At 43.5% G+C, this 17673-nt stretch carries 17 protein-coding genes; 11 read left to right on the forward strand and 6 right to left on the reverse strand.

The genetic code is table 11. The annotated features are described in order from the left end of the window. Window positions 1-218 precede the first annotated feature (218 nt). Window positions 219-1739 (forward strand): acetaldehyde dehydrogenase ExaC, encoded by a 1521-nt coding sequence (gene exaC, locus ACQEXU_RS03750; RefSeq protein WP_427009738.1) that lies wholly within the window; start codon window positions 219-221, stop codon window positions 1737-1739. An 18-nt stretch (window positions 1740-1757) separates the two neighbouring features. Here exaC and ACQEXU_RS03755 read toward each other — a convergent pair whose 3' ends face one another. Beyond that, entirely contained in the window at window positions 1758-1949 is a 192-nt protein-coding gene (locus ACQEXU_RS03755; RefSeq protein WP_427009739.1) for a hypothetical protein, read from the reverse strand. A gap of 209 nt (window positions 1950-2158) precedes the next feature. On the opposite strand from ACQEXU_RS03755, the gene ACQEXU_RS03760 reads away from it, so the two are divergent. Genes ACQEXU_RS03760 through ACQEXU_RS03775 form a run of 4 tightly spaced genes read left to right on the forward strand, consistent with a single transcriptional unit; the run spans window position 2159 to window position 6789 of the window. Next, a complete protein-coding gene (locus ACQEXU_RS03760) occupies window positions 2159-3697 on the forward strand; it encodes an ABC transporter substrate-binding protein (RefSeq protein ID WP_427009740.1) in 1539 nt (512 codons plus the stop codon). Next, window positions 3690-4634, forward strand: coding sequence for an ABC transporter permease (locus ACQEXU_RS03765; protein WP_427009741.1), 945 nt, complete (start codon window positions 3690-3692; stop codon window positions 4632-4634). Before ACQEXU_RS03760 ends, ACQEXU_RS03765 begins: the two co-directional genes overlap by 8 nt. A gap of 11 nt (window positions 4635-4645) precedes the next feature. Next, the gene (locus ACQEXU_RS03770; protein WP_427009812.1) at window positions 4646-5413 is read left to right on the forward strand and encodes an ABC transporter permease; all 768 of its coding nucleotides are present in this window, start codon (window positions 4646-4648) and stop codon (window positions 5411-5413) included. Beyond that, window positions 5410-6789, forward strand: a complete 1380-nt coding sequence (locus tag ACQEXU_RS03775; RefSeq protein WP_427009742.1) for an ABC transporter ATP-binding protein — start codon at window positions 5410-5412, stop codon at window positions 6787-6789. The genes ACQEXU_RS03770 and ACQEXU_RS03775 overlap by 4 nt, the downstream gene beginning before the upstream one ends. Window positions 6790-6888: 99 nt before the next feature. On the opposite strand, the gene ACQEXU_RS03780 is transcribed toward ACQEXU_RS03775, so the two are convergent. The 3 genes from ACQEXU_RS03780 to ACQEXU_RS03790 form a co-directional block, all read right to left on the reverse strand. Continuing rightward, window positions 6889-7647, reverse strand: coding sequence for a sulfite exporter TauE/SafE family protein (locus ACQEXU_RS03780; protein ID WP_427009743.1), 759 nt, complete (start codon window positions 7645-7647; stop codon window positions 6889-6891). Between the two features lie 172 nt (window positions 7648-7819). Continuing rightward, a complete protein-coding gene (locus ACQEXU_RS03785; RefSeq protein WP_367990707.1) occupies window positions 7820-8281 on the reverse strand; it encodes a YaiI/YqxD family protein in 462 nt (153 codons plus the stop codon). Between the two features lie 115 nt (window positions 8282-8396). Further along, on the reverse strand, window positions 8397-8603 hold the full coding sequence (locus tag ACQEXU_RS03790) for a hypothetical protein (protein WP_367989611.1): 207 nt from the start codon (window positions 8601-8603) through the stop codon (window positions 8397-8399). Window positions 8604-8744: 141 nt separating this feature from the next. Between ACQEXU_RS03790 and ACQEXU_RS03795 the strand changes: the two genes are divergently transcribed. Continuing rightward, window positions 8745-9107, forward strand: coding sequence for a rhodanese-like domain-containing protein (locus tag ACQEXU_RS03795; protein ID WP_427009744.1), 363 nt, complete (start codon window positions 8745-8747; stop codon window positions 9105-9107). Here the strand turns inward: ACQEXU_RS03795 and ACQEXU_RS03800 are convergent, their stop codons facing one another. Then, the gene (locus ACQEXU_RS03800) at window positions 9108-9350 is read right to left on the reverse strand and encodes a DUF1289 domain-containing protein (protein WP_367989609.1); all 243 of its coding nucleotides are present in this window, start codon (window positions 9348-9350) and stop codon (window positions 9108-9110) included. Between the two features lie 315 nt (window positions 9351-9665). On the opposite strand from ACQEXU_RS03800, the gene ACQEXU_RS03805 reads away from it, so the two are divergent. The 5 genes from ACQEXU_RS03805 to ACQEXU_RS03825 all read left to right on the forward strand — a co-directional run bounded on the left by ACQEXU_RS03805 (window position 9666) and on the right by ACQEXU_RS03825 (window position 14519). Beyond that, window positions 9666-10655, forward strand: coding sequence for an ABC transporter substrate-binding protein (locus tag ACQEXU_RS03805; RefSeq protein WP_427009745.1), 990 nt, complete (start codon window positions 9666-9668; stop codon window positions 10653-10655). A 94-nt stretch (window positions 10656-10749) separates the two neighbouring features. Continuing rightward, window positions 10750-11649 carry an ABC transporter permease gene (locus ACQEXU_RS03810; protein WP_367989607.1) on the forward strand — a complete coding sequence of 300 codons (900 nt, stop codon included), beginning with the start codon at window positions 10750-10752 and terminating at the stop codon, window positions 11647-11649. Beyond that, window positions 11642-12862 carry a quaternary amine ABC transporter ATP-binding protein gene (locus ACQEXU_RS03815; RefSeq protein WP_427009746.1) on the forward strand — a complete coding sequence of 407 codons (1221 nt, stop codon included), beginning with the start codon at window positions 11642-11644 and terminating at the stop codon, window positions 12860-12862. Before ACQEXU_RS03810 ends, ACQEXU_RS03815 begins: the two co-directional genes overlap by 8 nt. A gap of 112 nt (window positions 12863-12974) precedes the next feature. Then, on the forward strand, window positions 12975-13169 hold the full coding sequence (locus ACQEXU_RS03820) for a DUF2986 domain-containing protein (RefSeq protein ID WP_427009747.1): 195 nt from the start codon (window positions 12975-12977) through the stop codon (window positions 13167-13169). Window positions 13170-13628: 459 nt separating this feature from the next. Then, window positions 13629-14519: a hypothetical protein gene (locus tag ACQEXU_RS03825; protein WP_427009748.1), complete on the forward strand. Its 891-nt coding sequence runs from the start codon at window positions 13629-13631 to the stop codon at window positions 14517-14519. A gap of 62 nt (window positions 14520-14581) precedes the next feature. Here the strand turns inward: ACQEXU_RS03825 and ygjK are convergent, their stop codons facing one another. Continuing rightward, window positions 14582-17269, reverse strand: coding sequence for an alpha-glucosidase (ygjK, locus tag ACQEXU_RS03830; RefSeq protein WP_427009749.1), 2688 nt, complete (start codon window positions 17267-17269; stop codon window positions 14582-14584). Window positions 17270-17673: the final 404 nt, after the last annotated feature.

A 17673-nucleotide genomic window follows, 5' to 3' on the forward strand; every position in this document is an offset into this window, starting at 1 on the left:
AACAAATTGAGTGTTCCATTTTTGAACAGTGAACAGCCTCAATGCGGCTATCTTTCAGTTCAAAGATGACTCTGACACAGTTGTTATTAATTGGTAATCATAGTTTTACATTAATTTAACAACAAGCTTTTCAGAGCTGGCCTGTGACTTGCGTTATATCCGCTAAACGGAACGCTTTTTAACGCGTTGATAATGCAAGTAACAAGAAGGAACGAACTATGATTTACGCACAGCCGGGAAATGAGAATGCCATTGTTAACTTCAAATCTCACTACGATAACTTCATTGGTGGGGAATGGGTAAAACCCATCAAGGGAGAGTATTTTGATAATACTTCACCAGTCAATGGTAAACCATACTGCAAGGTTGCACGTTCAGGTGAAGCAGACATTAATCTCGCTCTGGATGCGGCTCATGCAGTGCGCACTCAATGGGCTCAAACCAGTGTGACAGAACGTTCTAACTTACTGCTCAAAATCGCCGATCGCATTGAACAAAATCTTGAAGAATTAGCCGTTGCAGAAACATGGGAAAACGGCAAACCCGTTCGCGAAACCTTAGCCGCCGACCTCCCTCTCGTCGTCGACCACTTCCGCTATTTTGCTGGTTGCATCCGTGCGCAAGAAGGCAGCGCTGCTGAATTAGATACTCATACCGCCAGCTATCATTTTCCTGAACCCATCGGCGTGGTAGGTCAAATCATTCCATGGAACTTCCCGATGTTAATGGCAGCATGGAAACTTGCCCCTGCATTGGCCGCAGGTTGCTGCGTGGTTTTAAAACCCGCAGAACAAACGCCAACATCAATTCTGGTTTTAATGGAAAAAATTGGTGATTTGATCCCACCGGGAGTCATCAATGTCGTCAACGGTTTTGGCCACGAAGCGGGTCAAGCACTTGCAACCAGCAATCGCATTGCGAAGCTTGCTTTTACTGGTTCGACCGAAGTGGGCAATCATATATTGAAATGTGCCGCTGAAAGCTTAATTCCTTCCACGGTCGAACTTGGCGGTAAATCACCCAATATTTACTTCCCAGACGTCTTTGACTATGAAGATGCGTACTTAGATAAATGCGTGGAAGGGATGTTACTTGCGTTCTTCAACCAAGGGGAAGTGTGTACCTGTCCTTCACGAGTTCTGATCCATGAGTCCATTTACGACAAATTCATTAACAAAGTGGTAGAAAGAGCAAAAAACATCAAGCAGGGTAACCCGCTTGATACCGATACTCAGGTTGGCGCACAAGCGTCGCGAGAGCAATTTGATAAGATTCTGAGCTATCTCGAAATCGGACGCCAAGAAGGAGCGCAAGTTTTACTCGGAGGACAAATCGCTGAACAAGATGCTGATTTAGGCAGTGGGTATTACATCCAACCCACTATGCTAAAAGGCAATAACAAAATGCGCGTGTTCCAAGAAGAAATTTTTGGACCTGTCATCGCGATTACGACCTTCAAAGACGAACAGGAAGCCCTACAGATTGCGAATGATACCGAATATGGGCTGGGAGCTGGCGTCTGGACACGAGATGCGAATCTTGCTTATCGCATGGGACGCAATATTGAAGCTGGGCGAATTTGGGTCAACTGTTACCATGCCTACCCTGCGCATGCAGCCTTCGGTGGCTACAAAAAATCGGGTATTGGACGCGAAACCCATAAAATGATGCTCGATCACTACCAAAACACCAAAAATTTATTGATAAGTTACGATGTCAATCCGCTCGGATTCTTTTAATATCAGCAAAGAGCGCCATTAGGCGCTCTTCTCATCTTGGTGTACCTTACGTTTTTCGACCATATAAATGCCGCCGCTGATGGCTAAGCAGGTTACCGCTGCATACAACAACACGGGCATTTCCAGTACCCAAGCAAACGTAGCGGTTAAAAACGCGACAAACGACAGCATCCTGCTCAAAGACATGACTCGACCAAGCTTTCTGTTCATAGCATCACCCTCACATACATCTTTAGTACACATCTGTATTGTCGAACTTTTGTACCAAATAAGCAGCTAAATAGATCTCAAAAAACCTGATTTGATGACACATGTCTTATAACGTCTGCCGTTCACTAACATGAATGACAACCATTATCATTTTATAAACTCATCTGTTATGTTATAACATTACCAAATTTACGTTCAGGAAATGCACAATGAAAAAATGGATCATCGCGGCTGCAACCCTTGGCCTCATCACACTTGTCGGCTTTAAGTCCTCATTGGCTGACAAGCCCAATACCGATCTCTTGAAAATATCGGGACCTTTCGAATTTAGCAGCCAAGACCTATCTAAAGATGGTTATATGTTTACCCGCATGCAGGTCGTTGAATCGCTAGTTGGCGTAAATAAGCGTGGGAAAATACTGCCGCTGCTCGCAACAGACTGGCAAACCAGCCACGATGATTTGGTGTGGACATTCAAAATAAGGGAAAACACTTACTTTCACGATGGCTCTATATTAAATGCCCAAGCAGTTAAAAACGCGCTTGAGCATGCAATTGCTAAACCCGGCGTCATTAAACGTGTACCCATCAATACCATTCAAGCGACAGGTAACACATTAACGCTTACACTCACCCAGCCTTATCCACCATTGCTTAACGTATTGGCTCATTACACGGTCGCTATCGCCTCCCCTTCAAGCTACCAAGACAAAGACAAGGCAATAACGCTTGCTGGCACAGGCCCTTATAAGATTGAACAACTGGTGCCACCTCATAAAATTCACGTCACACGTAATGAACAATATTGGGGAGAAAACGCACATATTGAGAAAGTACAATACTTAGCGGGACACCGAGCAGAAAGTCGAGCTTTACTTGCACAGACTGGGCAGGCTGACATCGTTTACACCCTTGACCCAGCGAGTATTGAACCTCTTCAAAACTCGAAGCAAGTTAACGTGGTTCGCGAGTCTATTCCACGCACTATTTTGCTTAAACTCAACAACGAACATCCTTTCCTAGCGTCATACCAAACTCGGCAAGCCCTCAGCTTAGCTCTCGATCGTTCGGGAATATCTCAGCAAATTATCCGTATGCCTGGTTCAGAAGCTTATCAGTTGTTCGCTCCATCATTAGGCGCTTGGTACGTCAACAGTCTTGCCCACACTCGCCAAGATATAGTCAAAGCAAAAGCGCTATTGACGCAACAAGGTTGGCAACCGAATGACGAGGGTATTTTGCAAAAGCAAGGGAAAACCTTTTCAGTCAACCTAACCACGTATTCAGACCGACCAGAACTGCCTGTCGTCGCGACAGCAATTCAAGCTCAACTGAAACAAGTTGGCATTGAGGTTAACATTAGTATTGATAACTCCAGTGCGATACCGGCAAAACACCAAGATGGCACACTCGAACTTGCACTAGTTGCGCGAAATTTTGGGGCAACGATCGACCCGCTGGCTCTGCTATTAAAGGATTTTGCGAATCACAAAGGCAGTGATTGGGGGCCGACAAACTGGTCATCGACTGAATTTTCCGAACTGCTAAACACGCTCAGTTCCACCAAAGATCCGCGAGAATATCGCGACCAAGCTCAAAAAGCGTCTCGAATACTGGCTCAGAAAATGCCGCTGATTCCAATTACTTTTTACACCCAACTGGTTGCGGTGAACAAACGTGTTGGAAACTTCCACTTCGACCCTTTTGAAATCAACTATCGTATTGCAGAGATGACGCTAGATGATTGATATTCTATTTCGACGCATACTCCAAGCCATGTTAGTGGCTTGGAGTATCGGCACACTGACTTTTATTTTAATGCGTTTGCTGCCCGGAGATTTTGCCTTTCGTATTGCCGCTGGTCGTTATGGGTATGACTATGTCGATGCCGATGCTGCGAAAGCCGTACAATTAGAACTAGGCCTTGATAGCCCTGCACATGAGCTTTACTTGCAATGGTTATGGGACCTACTCAATTTCGATCTTGGAAACTCGCTGATCAGTGGCTCGCCAGTTATTCATGAAATTCAACACCAGTTGGGTTATTCCATACTATTGGCAATCGCGGCTCTAACCCTTTCAGCGCTCATTGCGATTCCAATTGGCCTCTACTGTGGAAAAAAAGCCAACAGCAACGCAGACAAAGCCGCTCTTGTAACGGCTGTTTTCATCAGGGCTCAACCTGTTTTCGTCATTGGCTTAGTATTCATTATTGTGGGTGCTCTTCATCTAGGTTGGTTTCCTGTCGCAGGATTTGGCACCCTCCTACATCTATTTCTTCCCGCCCTTACGTTAGCGATTACCCTTGCAGCGATGTCCAGTCGCTTGATACGCAATGCGACCCGAGACACATTGAACACACCGCACTTTCATTTTGCTCGGCTCAAGGGGCTGACGTTTGAGCAAGCCTTTCATCACCATGCCCAGCGACATATTGCGATACCAACCATTACCTTTCTCGGCATCCAAATGATCGGCTTAATGGAAGGCATCATCATGATTGAATCGCTTTTCTCATGGCCGGGAATTGGACATGCATTGGCTCACGCTATTTTTGCGCGAGATCTGCCGATGATTCAAGGTGCCGCTTTGGTGATGGGATTACTGTTTGTTTTTATCAACACGCTGGTGGATCTCATTACTTATTGGCTTGACCCACGCCAACAGCAGGAGGTAGCACAGTGAAACAATATAATATGCAATATTTGGGTGTACTCTTGATTGGCTTGGCGCTTACAATCGTCATCATAGGAAAGTTGTTTAACCAAGATCCCGCTATACAAAACCTTTCACTGGCATTCAGTACACCGGATTGGCAAGAACCACTTGGACGTGATCATTTTGGTCGCAGTAACTTAGCTCGTTTGAGCGACGCAATTTTTACTTCATTAATACTGGCTGGTATTAGCGTGCTCACATCGGCAAGCCTTGGCACTTTTGCTGGTGTTGTTTCCGGTTGGAAACGAGGTTGGTGGGACAGAGCATTTTCCTTTCTAATGAATATAATCCTCGCGATGCCAGGACTTATTTTGGTGTTGCTCTTCGCTGCTCTTATTCCGGGCTCTTTCACTATTCTATACATCGCCATTGCTTTGATCTTATGGGTAGAGTTTTTCCGCGTAACCCGTAATCGCACCATGTCCGTGATCCGCTCCCCAGAGGTAGAAGCATCCATTCTTTATGGCTTTGGCAGTTGGTACGTATTTAAACGCCACATATGGCCTCATTGCAAAAAAGACGTCTTCACCCTTTCCTGCTTTGGCGCTGGAAATACAATTCTTGCACTTGCCTCACTAGGATTTCTACATGTCGGATTGAAGCCACCTGAGGCCGAGCTCGGACTCATGATGGTTGAGCTTTTTCGCTATTATCATGTGGCCCCTTGGGTACTCATTCAACCGCTCATTTCTGTTTTTGTTCTCGTATTAGGTTTTCATTTACTCGCGAATGGAGAGCAATCATGACCCCATTATTAAAGGTGGAAAATCTCAAGATATCTTCATCCGACCAAACACTGGTCGAACCGATTAGCTTCGATGTTTTCCTCAATCAACCTTTGACCATCCTTGGAGAGACAGGTGCTGGAAAAAGCCTGATTGCAGCAGCCATCACAGGAACACTTCCTCCAGAGCTCACTCAACAAGGACAAATTCATTTCAAGCAAGATAAGCTAAGTAAAAGCAATTGCCACTCAAAATGGGGCAAGGAAATAGCCTTGTTACCTCAGGAGCCTTGGTTAGCATTGGACCCGATTATGCCAATCCTCCAACAAGTGGCTGAAGTGCACCAGTTGATCAACCAGCATAAGCGTCCTGCTGCCCAGTCCATCGCAATAAACGAACTTTCTAACGTTAGCTTAAGCAGAGACATAGCCAAATATCCATTTGAAATCTCCGGCGGTATGGCGCAAAGGGTCACCTATTTATGCGCGACTCAAGCAGGAGGTGAATTGTTGCTCGCCGATGAACCTACTAAAGGGTTAGATAGCTACCACAGAGATGTGATTGCGTCACAACTACTAGAACACGTAAAGTCGGGAGCACTCATTACCATCACTCATGATATCAACCTTGCCGAAACGTTAGGTGGCAATATTATCGTCATGAAAAACGGGATTGTTGAAGAAAGCGGCGTCGCCAGTGGAGTGTTAAGCAACCCACAATCCTACTATACCCAGAAGCTTATTCAAGCAACCCCCAAGCATTGGAGAAAACGTGAAAGCCACCCTACGCATCTTCCTCTACTAAGTGTTGATAATGTATCTATAAGCCGCTCTGGCAATGTGTTGTTCTCCGATTTAAGTTTTACCCTTCATCAGCGTGAAATCCTTGGCATTGCAGGCCCTAGCGGTTGTGGTAAAACTTCACTCGCAGACACATTACTCGGTCTTATTTTACCTGATTTAGGTGATATTCATTGGCATCAGAATGTTAATAAAGGTCAAAAGCTTAAGCTCTATCAAGATCCTCCGAGCGCACACCCACATGACGTCTCCTTACAACAATTGTTAGATGAACTCTGCCAGCGTCATTGTCTCAACAAATCTGAGATTCCTGTATTGCTAAAACGCCTAAAACTCTCCTCGGAGGTACTCAAACGTTCAGCCAATGATGTCTCAGGGGGCGAGCTTCAGCGCTTTGCCATTTTAAGAGCACTCATGATGAAACCTAAGCTGCTGATCGCTGACGAACCGACGTCACGCCTTGATCCCATTACTTCCGCCGAAACACTGAAGCTTTTGGTTGAGTCGATCGATGAAAGCCAATGTGCCCTTATCATTATTGGGCATGATGAAGTCGCCCTTGAGAAACTATGCGATAAAGTCATCCGCTTTGGCTGACTGCATGATCAAAAAAGAGCGCTCTGCGCTCTTTTTAGTTTCTTCAGTTTAACTAAGTTAATTACAGTAAACGAGATCCAATGGCATGCTCACACGAGATCAGAAATACACTTCGATAAAGTAATAGGCGGTGATAACGAAACTTGAGCATGTGACAAAACCACGCACATAATGCTGTGGAATATTTCGAGAAACTCGTGCAGCTAAATATCCCCCGATAAGCGTTCCTAACATCACAACCACGCCCCGCTCCCAATCAATCATATCTTTAACGAGAAAAATAATTATTGCGATAACAGACACGGCCGCCGACACAAGCAACTTCAGGCCATTCATCAAGTTGATATTTTGATAGCCAGCCAGAACCAAATAACTTAACACCACAATACCGAGTCCGGCATTAAAAAAGCCACCGTAAGCTGAGACAAAAATTAGTGTGGCAGCCAGTAACCAACTTTTTGAATCACTGGTGTTATTCCCACCAATCAATCGCTTCACCTGCTGGCTTACCCAGCCGCCAAAGACAAACAACATTGTCGCAAATAGCAATAACCAAGGAATAGCTTCAAGAAACACACTTTCCGGTGTACTCAATAGCAAATAGGCACCTAATGCTCCGCCGATTAAGCTGAATAACGTGATGCGGACAGTATCGCCACCTTCAGCGATCTCTTTTCTAAACCCGTATGCCCCACTGATGTAACCAGCGCTAACTGCTAGTGTATTGGTAGCATTAGCCATAAGAGGCGGCACCCCAACCATCATTAACGTTGGGAACGTTATAAAACTGCCTCCCCCCGCAACCGAATTGATGACGCCTCCGAAAATTCCGGCGAAAAACAACAGTATCCATTCCAATGTTTGCTTCCTTTACATTATGGCTTCGGTATCGAACCTATTTGACCATACAGACAGAGCATTTGAGGGTAAATCGATAGCGGTAAAAATGAGAGCTGAGTTTCTGAAATGAAATTGCGAACGGTCACCCCACGCAAAGAGGTATAAAAAAGGCAGCTAGTGCTGCCTAACATTATTGCTTATTGTGTCGCTGAGCTTGAACCAGCCATTTATCCAGATAGTTTGCAAAGGCCTGACGATCGCTTTGATTAAGTGGCGCAGGACCACCGGTCTGAATGCCGCTACTTCGCATGGTCTCCATAAAATCGCGGATATTAAGGCGTGATTTGATATTTTCTGGTGTAAAGACCTCTCCGCGAGAACTCACAACCTGAGCCCCTTTATCGATCACTTCAGACGCTAAAGGAATATCACTCGTTACAACCAAATCATTTTTTTCTGCACGTCGAACAATTTCGTTATCAGCAACATCAAAGCCCGCTTCAACTCGGATCATTTGAATATTTTTTGATGCCGGTATCCGTACAAATTGGTTTGCAATCAAGGTTACTTGAACCCCCGTACGCTCTGCAGCACGGAACAAAATATCACGAATTACAACGGGACACGCATCCGCATCAACCCAGATTTTCATCATTTTTTACCTGATGGTTCAACTTTAAACTCAGCGCACTATATACGTTACGCTTGGACAGTGCCAATTTAAGGCAAAAGAAAAGCCCTTGCGGGCCATTCTACTCGATAACATATTATTTCATCGGCGTTTGGCCTATCGCACTATTCATGTCCGATTCGACGTCTTCACTCCGATACAAAGATGCTGCATGATTATTAATAAGCTGAGCGGCTAAAGAAGGACTCACAGCCCGATGCTCACCTTTGTCGACATGGAACTCACCATCCCAGAAATTATCTCTGAAACGGCCAGACTCCAGAAACTCAACAATGACTTTCATGGCCTTCTCCTTTTGATGACCCAATGTTAATTATAGTTCTATCATTTAAACTTACTGAATCTTACGACCATGATAGTTTTACTTTATCCAACCTTGAATTATGCTAAGAAACACCATCCAGAAGATTTAGACAGAGGATTTATGCTTAAGCGATTAGCCACATTTATCACGTTCGTTTTGCTTTGTATCGCAATCATCCCTACAGCTTTTGCGTCTGAACGAGCTGAAAAAGGTTGGCAGCTTATTGAACAGGGCGCTTTGCTTGTCGATGTGAGAACCCCGCAAGAATTCAATCGCAGACATGTGTCCGGCGCAGTAAACTACCCACTTCAAGATCTAAACCGTGCTTTTGCCAATATCAACAAAGATCGACTAATTGTTTTGTACTGCCGCAGCGGCAATCGCTCGGGACAAGCCTATGACCGATTGATCAAGAAGGGATTTACCAACTTACATAACGCTGGCGGGCTAAATGAGATGCTGTCAACGCAACCTAAACGGTAATTAAAACGGCTTTATTTGCTTCTTTAATGCGCTTCGGTGTTCACATTGTTGCAAGACTTCATGACGCTCATTAGAAGACAATTGATGCCACGCAAGTATCTCACCTAACGTCCTATAACACCCCACGCAAACATCATCTTCATCCAAACAACACTGCCGGATACAAGGTGATAGATCATCATTTAGGTTCGCTTTATTGAACACGATAGGCGTACGACTTTGGTCTATTTTATTTCCTTTCATTCCAATCAAAATTCCGCCATGTCTGTACATTAAGTTTACGCCAAAACCCTCAAATCTGTGTGCCAAGGTGAAGAGTTACTTTAAAACCCTTTAATTAATCATTCGTACACTAACCTTTAGCCCACTTAATAAGCCTTATCATCATTTCTTCAATCATGGTTAACTTGCGTGTTATTTCGCTATTTTTGGCTAAATATATAAAACTAATTGACAAGTTATTTGTTCTTTTCCGAACCTTAGCGACAGAATAATAATTTGAACTCAAATTATTTCTTCGCTACCCTAATTAAGCAATCATTAGAAAGGAACCTCGAAATGAAATATGCAACAGCAGCCATTCTGCTTTTAGGCGCAAGTGCAACTAACGTTTATGCAAGCGATTGTGGCGACGTAACCATCGCCGATATGAATTGGAATTCTGCAACTCTTATTGCCAACATTGACCGATTCATTTTAGAACATGGTTATGGCTGTGATGCCGAACTTATACCCGGCGATACCATGCCTACCGGCACGTCCATGGTTGAAAAAGGTCAACCAGACGTTGCTCCAGAATTGTGGAGCAACAGCCTGAAAGATGCTTTAGATAAAGGCGTAGCTGAGAAGCGTCTACGCTATGCAGGTAAAGCACTGACGGATGGTGGTGAAGAAGGCTTTTGGGTACCCGCTTACCTCGTAAAGAAATACCCTGAAATCAAAACCATTGAAGGGGTGAAAAAACACGCTAAGTTGTTTGAACACCCAGAAGACCCTGATCAATTCGCTTTTTACAGCTGCCCAGCCGGCTGGAACTGCCAAATTAGTGCAGGAAACTTATTCAGAGCGATGAAGCTTGATGAATCTGGTTTCACCATTGTAGATCCGGGCTCAAGTGCTGGTCTTTCTGGCTCAATTGCGAAAGCTTATGAGCGCCAAGAACCTTGGTTTGGTTACTATTGGGCCCCTACCGCTGTACTCGGTAAATATGACATGGTGAAAATTGACTTTGGCAGTGGCTTTGATGAAGCGGAGTTCGTCAATTGCACAACGCAAGCTGAATGTGAATCTCCTAAAGTGACAATGTATCCGCCATCACCAGTCCATACCATTACAACCGAGAAATTTGCTACTCGTGCCCCAGAAGCTTATCAGTACTTTACTAAGCGTGGCTTTACCAATGCTGATATGAACCAACTCCTCGCTTGGATGGAAGATAATCAAGCTGATGGAGAAGAAGCGATGCATTATTTCCTCGAAAAATACCCACAAATCTGGACTCAATGGCTACCAGAAGATGTTGTGAAAAAAGTGCAACAGGCACTGTAATTCCCTTTCGTCTAAACTTAACAGTAGCCGTTTAGCATAACTTTAATAGCAGTAACCGGAGCGACTCATCGCTCCGGTCTTATAAGGATGTTGTATGTCTAACAATAGTTGGTGGAGCAGTTTTCCTGAAATGGAACGCTCTGACCTACGCGCAATCCGCAAAACCCTCGATGGCGCTTACCGTGATTTTTCACGAGAATACGGTGAACTCATCGAATCCTTTTTCGACCCCCTACTTTCCTTTCTTGTCTGGTTTGAAAAGCTTTTGATTTCAACCCCTTGGTTTATTATTCTCGGCTTTTGTACCGCACTCGTTTATGCTGCTAGCCGTTCTTGGAAATTAGCTGTCGGGTGTTTCGTGTCTTTACTTCTGATTGGCTATTTCGGCATGTGGGAAGACACAATGCGGACGCTGAGTATCATTACGGTTTGTACCTTATTATCTATCGTACTTGGTATTCCTATTGGTATTGCAATGGCACGCTCAAACCGTGTCCAGTCCATCGTTACACCGATGCTTGATGTTATGCAAACCATGCCAGCCTTCGTTTACCTTATTCCCGTGGTTATGCTTTTGGGCATTGGTAAAATTCCCGGCCTTATCGCTGTTGTGATCTATGCGATTCCACCTGTGATTCGCCTAACTAACCTTGGCATCCGCCTCGTTGATAAAGAAGTACTTGAAGCAGCCACAGCATTTGGTGCCAATAAGAAACAGCGGTTGTGGGGCGTACAGCTACCCCTTGCGATGCCAACAATTATGGCAGGAATCAACCAAACCATCATGATGGCACTTTCAATGGTTGTCATCGCCTCAATGATTGGGGTGAAAGGCCTTGGCCAACCAGTTCTTAAATCTATTACTAACCAATATTTCACGCTCGGTTTGCTTAACGGCTTTGCGATTGTTGCTTTGGCAATACTGTTCGATCGCGCATCTCAAGCTTACGCGAAACGTACTCAAGCACATCTTGGAGATCTAAGGCATGACTAAACCATTAATCGAAATTAGTGGCCTGTATAAAGTCTTTGGAGCCAAACCTAAATCGGTCATGTCTCGGGTCAAAGAAGGCCAATCAAAAGATGCCGTGTTAGCGGAAACAGGACACACTGTTGGTCTTAAAGACATCAACTTACAAATCAATAAGGGTGAGATTTTCGTCATTATGGGGCTATCTGGCTCAGGAAAATCGACTCTTATTCGTCACTTCAATCGCCTAATCGATCCTACTGAAGGGCAAATTTTGGTTGAAGGCATTGATGTAATGAGCCTTAGTATGAAGGCGCTCGAAGAGTTCCGCCGTCATAAAATGTCCATGGTTTTCCAACGGTTTGGCTTAATGCCGCATCGAACTGTGCTGGAAAATGTTGCCTACGGTTTAGAAATCCAAGGCATTGATAAAAATGCACGTCACGAAAAAGCGTGTGAGTGGCTTGAAACGGTAGGCCTAAAAGGATACGAAAAACAGTACCCTTCTCAGCTTTCAGGCGGTCAACAACAACGTGTTGGCTTGGCTCGTGCTCTATGTACCGATGCAGAGATATTGCTTATGGATGAAGCATTCTCAGCCCTCGATCCATTGATCCGTAGTGAAATGCAAGATCAACTGATCGAGTTACAAGACAAGTTACATAAAACTATTGTTTTCATTACCCACGATTTAGATGAAGCACTTCGTTTAGGCGATAGAATTGCAATTCTTAAAGATGGGGAGCTGGTACAGCAAGGAACACCTGATGAGATTTTGCTGCACCCAGCCGATGATTATGTTGAAGCTTTCGTAAAAGATGTAAACCGTGCACGTGCACTTACGGTTGAAATCGTGATGCAACCTCCGGCATTACGTATCACAGCATCAACGATTCAAGAAGCGTTGAGCCAAATGAAGCAGTCAAAACAAGATTACGGCTACCATGTCACTGATGATGGTTATCAAGGACTCGTCACCAAAGAGAGCCTAATCGATGCAGTTAAAGAAGATTCTGCTGAAGAGTTTTGTGAAACCCTTTACGAGGAAGTTCCAGCAGTCTCTCCATCTGCCGCTATTGAAGAGGTCTTAACCGAAACCATGTGCAGTGACTATTCACTGCCTGTTGTTGACGATGACGGTAACCTGCAAGGCGAATTAGAGCGCTCTGCAGTCGCTGAAATATTCTCAGAAACAACGGAAGAAGATTCTCGGCCAAAGATGGATAAGGCCTCATAGGTTAAAAGGGCCATACACATAAAAACGCCAGCAAATGCTGGCGTTTTACTTCTGTTTCCATTCCACAACTTCTGGTATCTTACTCGCCCAATAAAACGAAGCGGCAAACACGATGAATCGAAAAAAGAAAATTAACCAAATTCTGAAGAAAAAACAGAAGAAGGCAAATGCCAAGCTTCATAAAAGTAATAAACCACGCTATATCTCAAAAGCAGAACGTGCCAAACTTGAAGCTGAAGAGACACAGCAGCTATCGTCTGCAGACCAATCAGATATTCAGCAACAACCAGAAACATCAATCGAATAATGAAAGCCTGCAACATGCAGGCTTTTTAATAACAAATACAATAACTAAACGATTAGCACAGTTAAACAACGTGTACCAGCATTACCTTTCTACCCTCTTTATCCAACTCATCAAAACACAAAAAAACAAACCTAAGATCTAAATGACAAACAAACCAAATGATTACAAAATAATTCTTACCTAGTGATAAATAACCATCACCAAAACTTGTTCTCATCAAGCTTTCTATGCTTTGTCGCTATAAGTACCAAGCGATAAAATACGCCATACCTAATGCTTTTGATTGATTTTATTTCAGGTACCAAATGACGTACCAAATATAAGTGATTCTATAGATCAAAAACTAACTTCCATTAATATCCGTTATATCAGTGATCTGACTCGAATACTTTTCCCCCACAAAGATTCGTTCCATGGATGATCGCGACTGAAAAATAACCCTCGCTATAGGACATAAACATGCGTATTAATTTTGGTACTACTAACTTTGACGGTTCTGGTTCTTCAGCTAACTTAAATGACGACAATAGCTTCTCTATTGATCCGAACATCCCTGTTTACCAAGGACACGGCGTTGTTTCGCAAAACAGCGGCGCAACATTTAGTATCCACTCTAATGAATGGAATGGTGCTTACTCAAAAGAAGTGAGCGTTGAAACTGACGCAACTGTTGTCCACGTATCAAACTTTGTTGACGTTGACTTGACTGTTAACAATGATGTTGCAACGGTTATCAATATTTCTGATGCAAAACGTGGTCAAATTGATACGTCAGAAGGTGATTCGGTTGACGTCGTTAACGTTTTTGTTGAAGCAGGTACTAGTACCAATCCGGCTTGGAGCCATCTGTTCCAAATTGACACGGGTAATGGCGACGACATCATCACAATGCAATCATCAGGCCCTGGTTCATACGACCGCCTGACTGAATACACTATCGATGCTGGCGCTGGTCGCGACCAAATCCATGTGGATGGTTTAACAGCACCAACGACAGATGTGACACGTCACGTCGATGGTAATGAAGGTTTTGATACGCTAACAACGAACGGTGACTCGGATCAAGTAACCTTTGAAGGCATTGAGGCTGTCATCGGTACTGATGGTGCAACACTGACCGTAGACTCAACAGTATTAGAAAATAACGGCGAAGATGCGGGCCTTATCCTTTCAAATATCGATGTTACGATTGACGATGATGTGTTTGTCGAGCAAACAACAATGACACAAGAGCAATCAGATTACCTCACTCAGAATGGCTTCAACGCAAGTGAATTTGCGGTATACAGCTACGAAGATGCAGATAACAACTCAGGTGTTCTCTTCGTTGACCAAGGTCATCTAATCTAATATAAAAAAGCCCTTCCAAAACGGAAGGGCTTAGTTATACACACCTTATCGATCAATTTCGTTTATTGATGTTTAAAGAAATCGTTGTACATCATGTATAAATGAGCTGCTGACCACGAGAAGTTCGAAGCGCCCTGAACCGCTCCGGTTTCTGGGTTATAGTTTTCGCGAATTGGCATGTTTCCTGTCATTCCTTGCGCGTTATTGAAAACATCATTCGCCATCGAAATTGCTTCTGGTTTGTAACCGTAATTTTCCATCGCTCTCAATCCGAAATAAACCTGATCCAGCCACACTCTTCCACGCCAGTAAATGTCTTTACCATATGCTGGGTTAGTTTGAGAAGCGGTCGGGAATGGCACGCCTACACCTTGGTATTTTTCAGAAGTGTTGAACTCGTCTTGATCTCGGATCACCGCAATCACTTTGTCTGCATTCTCCTGAGTTGCCGCACCGTTGAATAGTGGTGACCATCCTTCAGGGCCACGACCACGTGCTAATATTGGTTCACCAGCACAACCATTCGCCAGCGGTTGAGGTGTTGTGCCGTCTGGTTCAACATTTAGATGAATGTCGTAGAAGAACCCTGTACTTTCATCAAACATACATTTATTGATGTAGTCTTTGATTTCACCAGCACCATCCAAAAACTCTTGAGCACGCTCTTTACCCGGTACTTTTGCAGAAACCAATCCTGCCATTTCAGCCAGATATTTATTGTCTGAATACATGTAAGATGCTTGGTCAACCGATTCTTGTAGCATAGAAAAACCCAATAATGGCATCTTTGAGTCGTTATTGTTGGCACGGTTTTCTGCAAAACGGACTTCCCAATCTTTCTTCGCCGCCTCTAGCTTAGCTTGGTTCTCAGGGGTTACATTCGCGTATTCCCACTCACTACCATTTAGAGTCATCGAATTATCAAAGCCGTACGCGCTAGCAGCATAACGCCCAAGCTGGTCAACTGTTTGGTCTGGGCTATTAATGTCTTCAGCCTGCTCGTTCATATCGTGGATGTTGTAGATAAAGCCAAAGCGTGCCGCGTTATCCATACCAGATTCCCAACCCGCCGCTTCCTGAGCACCGACAGACAGGTTCATATAGTCTACGTTATCCAAGATCTCATTGTACGCCACCATACCTTTGACCTGATACCAATCCCCATCTGTCGCAATGATATCGCTGGAATCAATAATCGTATTAAAGTTAGGGTCTCGTGTTTGCACCCACACATACATCACGCCATCATCAGTGTTATGAGCTGGGTCAACGGCAGCACCGTACTCAGGAATGCCATTTTGGTTGTGATCGCGATTGCTTAACCACCAATCATGGTAAGCAACCAGCTTAGGGTACATTTCGTCAATGAAAGCTTGAGCATCGTCTTTACGTTCAAACTGATTATTTAGCGCATGATAGACTTCCATGACTGCCCATGCAGCTAACGAAGGTTTGGTATTACGTTCATTCCAGTTTTCAGCTCCTGCACCACCACGAGACTCAGGCTTAGTATAAGTCACCACATCAAGTAGATAGCCTTCATCTTGTGGGCGAATAGGATCATCGGCTTGTATTTGATTTTGGAAAACCGTGCGAATGTTGTCCATTGCAACATCTGGATTGAAGTGTGCCATGGCGTACGCTTGCTTCCAAGAATCCCAAGGCCAAGTCAATGCGCCTGAGAACCAACGTGCGGTCACAGAAGGCGTAACTGTAGCCTGTTTAATGTCGCCAGCCGCAGAGCGCCAGTTGCCATTTAACGTTTCCATTGCTTTTACAGCGACGCGCTCTTGTTCCGGTGTCGCGTCTTTGTTCGTTAGACCTTTCTTCAGGTATTTGTCCCAACGTTTCTCAGACTTATCCATGTACTTTTGCGGCTTCTTGAAAACATCTTTGAGTTTTTCTTGCTCTGTGGATACTTCAACTGAATTATGAAGGTTGGAATAAGCAGTATAGAACGTCAGTGTATCGCCATCGTCAACCTCAACCGCCGTATGAGAGGAAAATGAAATGCCGTCTGCCGTTGATTGGTTCGCAATTGAACGGACGATACGAAACTCAGCATCAGCATCATTGCGGATCGCCCAGTTATCTTTCATCTCACCAAAATTAATTTTGATGCCGTTATTAATGGGACTAATTTTTCGTTGATATTGTGGATACATTTCATCCACTGTTTTGTCTGCTTGATCAGAACGCGCATTTTCAACTAACTCACCATTCCATGACAAAGCTAACTGCATATCATCATCCGTTAGGTTGGTGATTTTAGTTTCCAACAAAGAAGTTCTATCAGTGACAAAACGTAATACCATCTGAACGCGCAGATCTTTCAGCTTTAATATCTGAACTAAGGCACCAGGAATTGAATAAATTTCTGCATCAGCTTGAGATAAATCGTAGCTCTTACCACTTTCTTCATCGGTAATTACTAATTTGTCAAATGCTTGCCCAGACATAAAATGCGCGTATTCTTGAGTGACTTGCATAATGCCACCAAATGCACCATACCCCTTCTCATCTTCAGGCAACAAATGACCATGCCATGCACCATTATCAACAAAGGCGTTATATTTTAGATTTGAATACTCATCATAGTCACGTAAAAATTGTGGGTCACCTGTTCTATCTATAATATTAGTAAATTCAGATGATGGAGCTTGTGGGAGTTTTATTTTTTGTTCTTCGTGACAACCCACAAGAGCAATAGAAGCACCAATTAAGACAGCAAGCGTTTTTCTTTTATACATATATTATTTCCGTTATTTTATTTATAGTTAACCGCTGAAGTTAAAATTAAACTTCAGTAGATATGGTAAATTAATAAATATTTATTTTTATTTTCTATTTGTTCTTATATATCAACAAGAACATTAATTTCAATTATCATTTATTTATTATCAATATAATTGATAAGTCAAAGCCTCATACAAAACAGGTTAAATAAAACTAACTCTACAGTTATTGCAGAAAGCACGACATGTCAAAGACAAACCTAGATTTAACTGTCATCAGCAAATGACAATAGATAACACCATTATAAACATGATGGTATTAATAAAAATCATTCACAGCATAAATAGATATCCATTTTCGTAATTCTTGTCATCAAATTGGAGAATAATCTATATTAAAAAAATGGAAAAATAAGCTT

The sequence above is a fragment of the Vibrio sp. TRT 21S02 genome, assembly GCF_050113675.1.
In the GTDB taxonomy this organism is placed as follows: domain Bacteria; phylum Pseudomonadota; class Gammaproteobacteria; order Enterobacterales; family Vibrionaceae; genus Vibrio.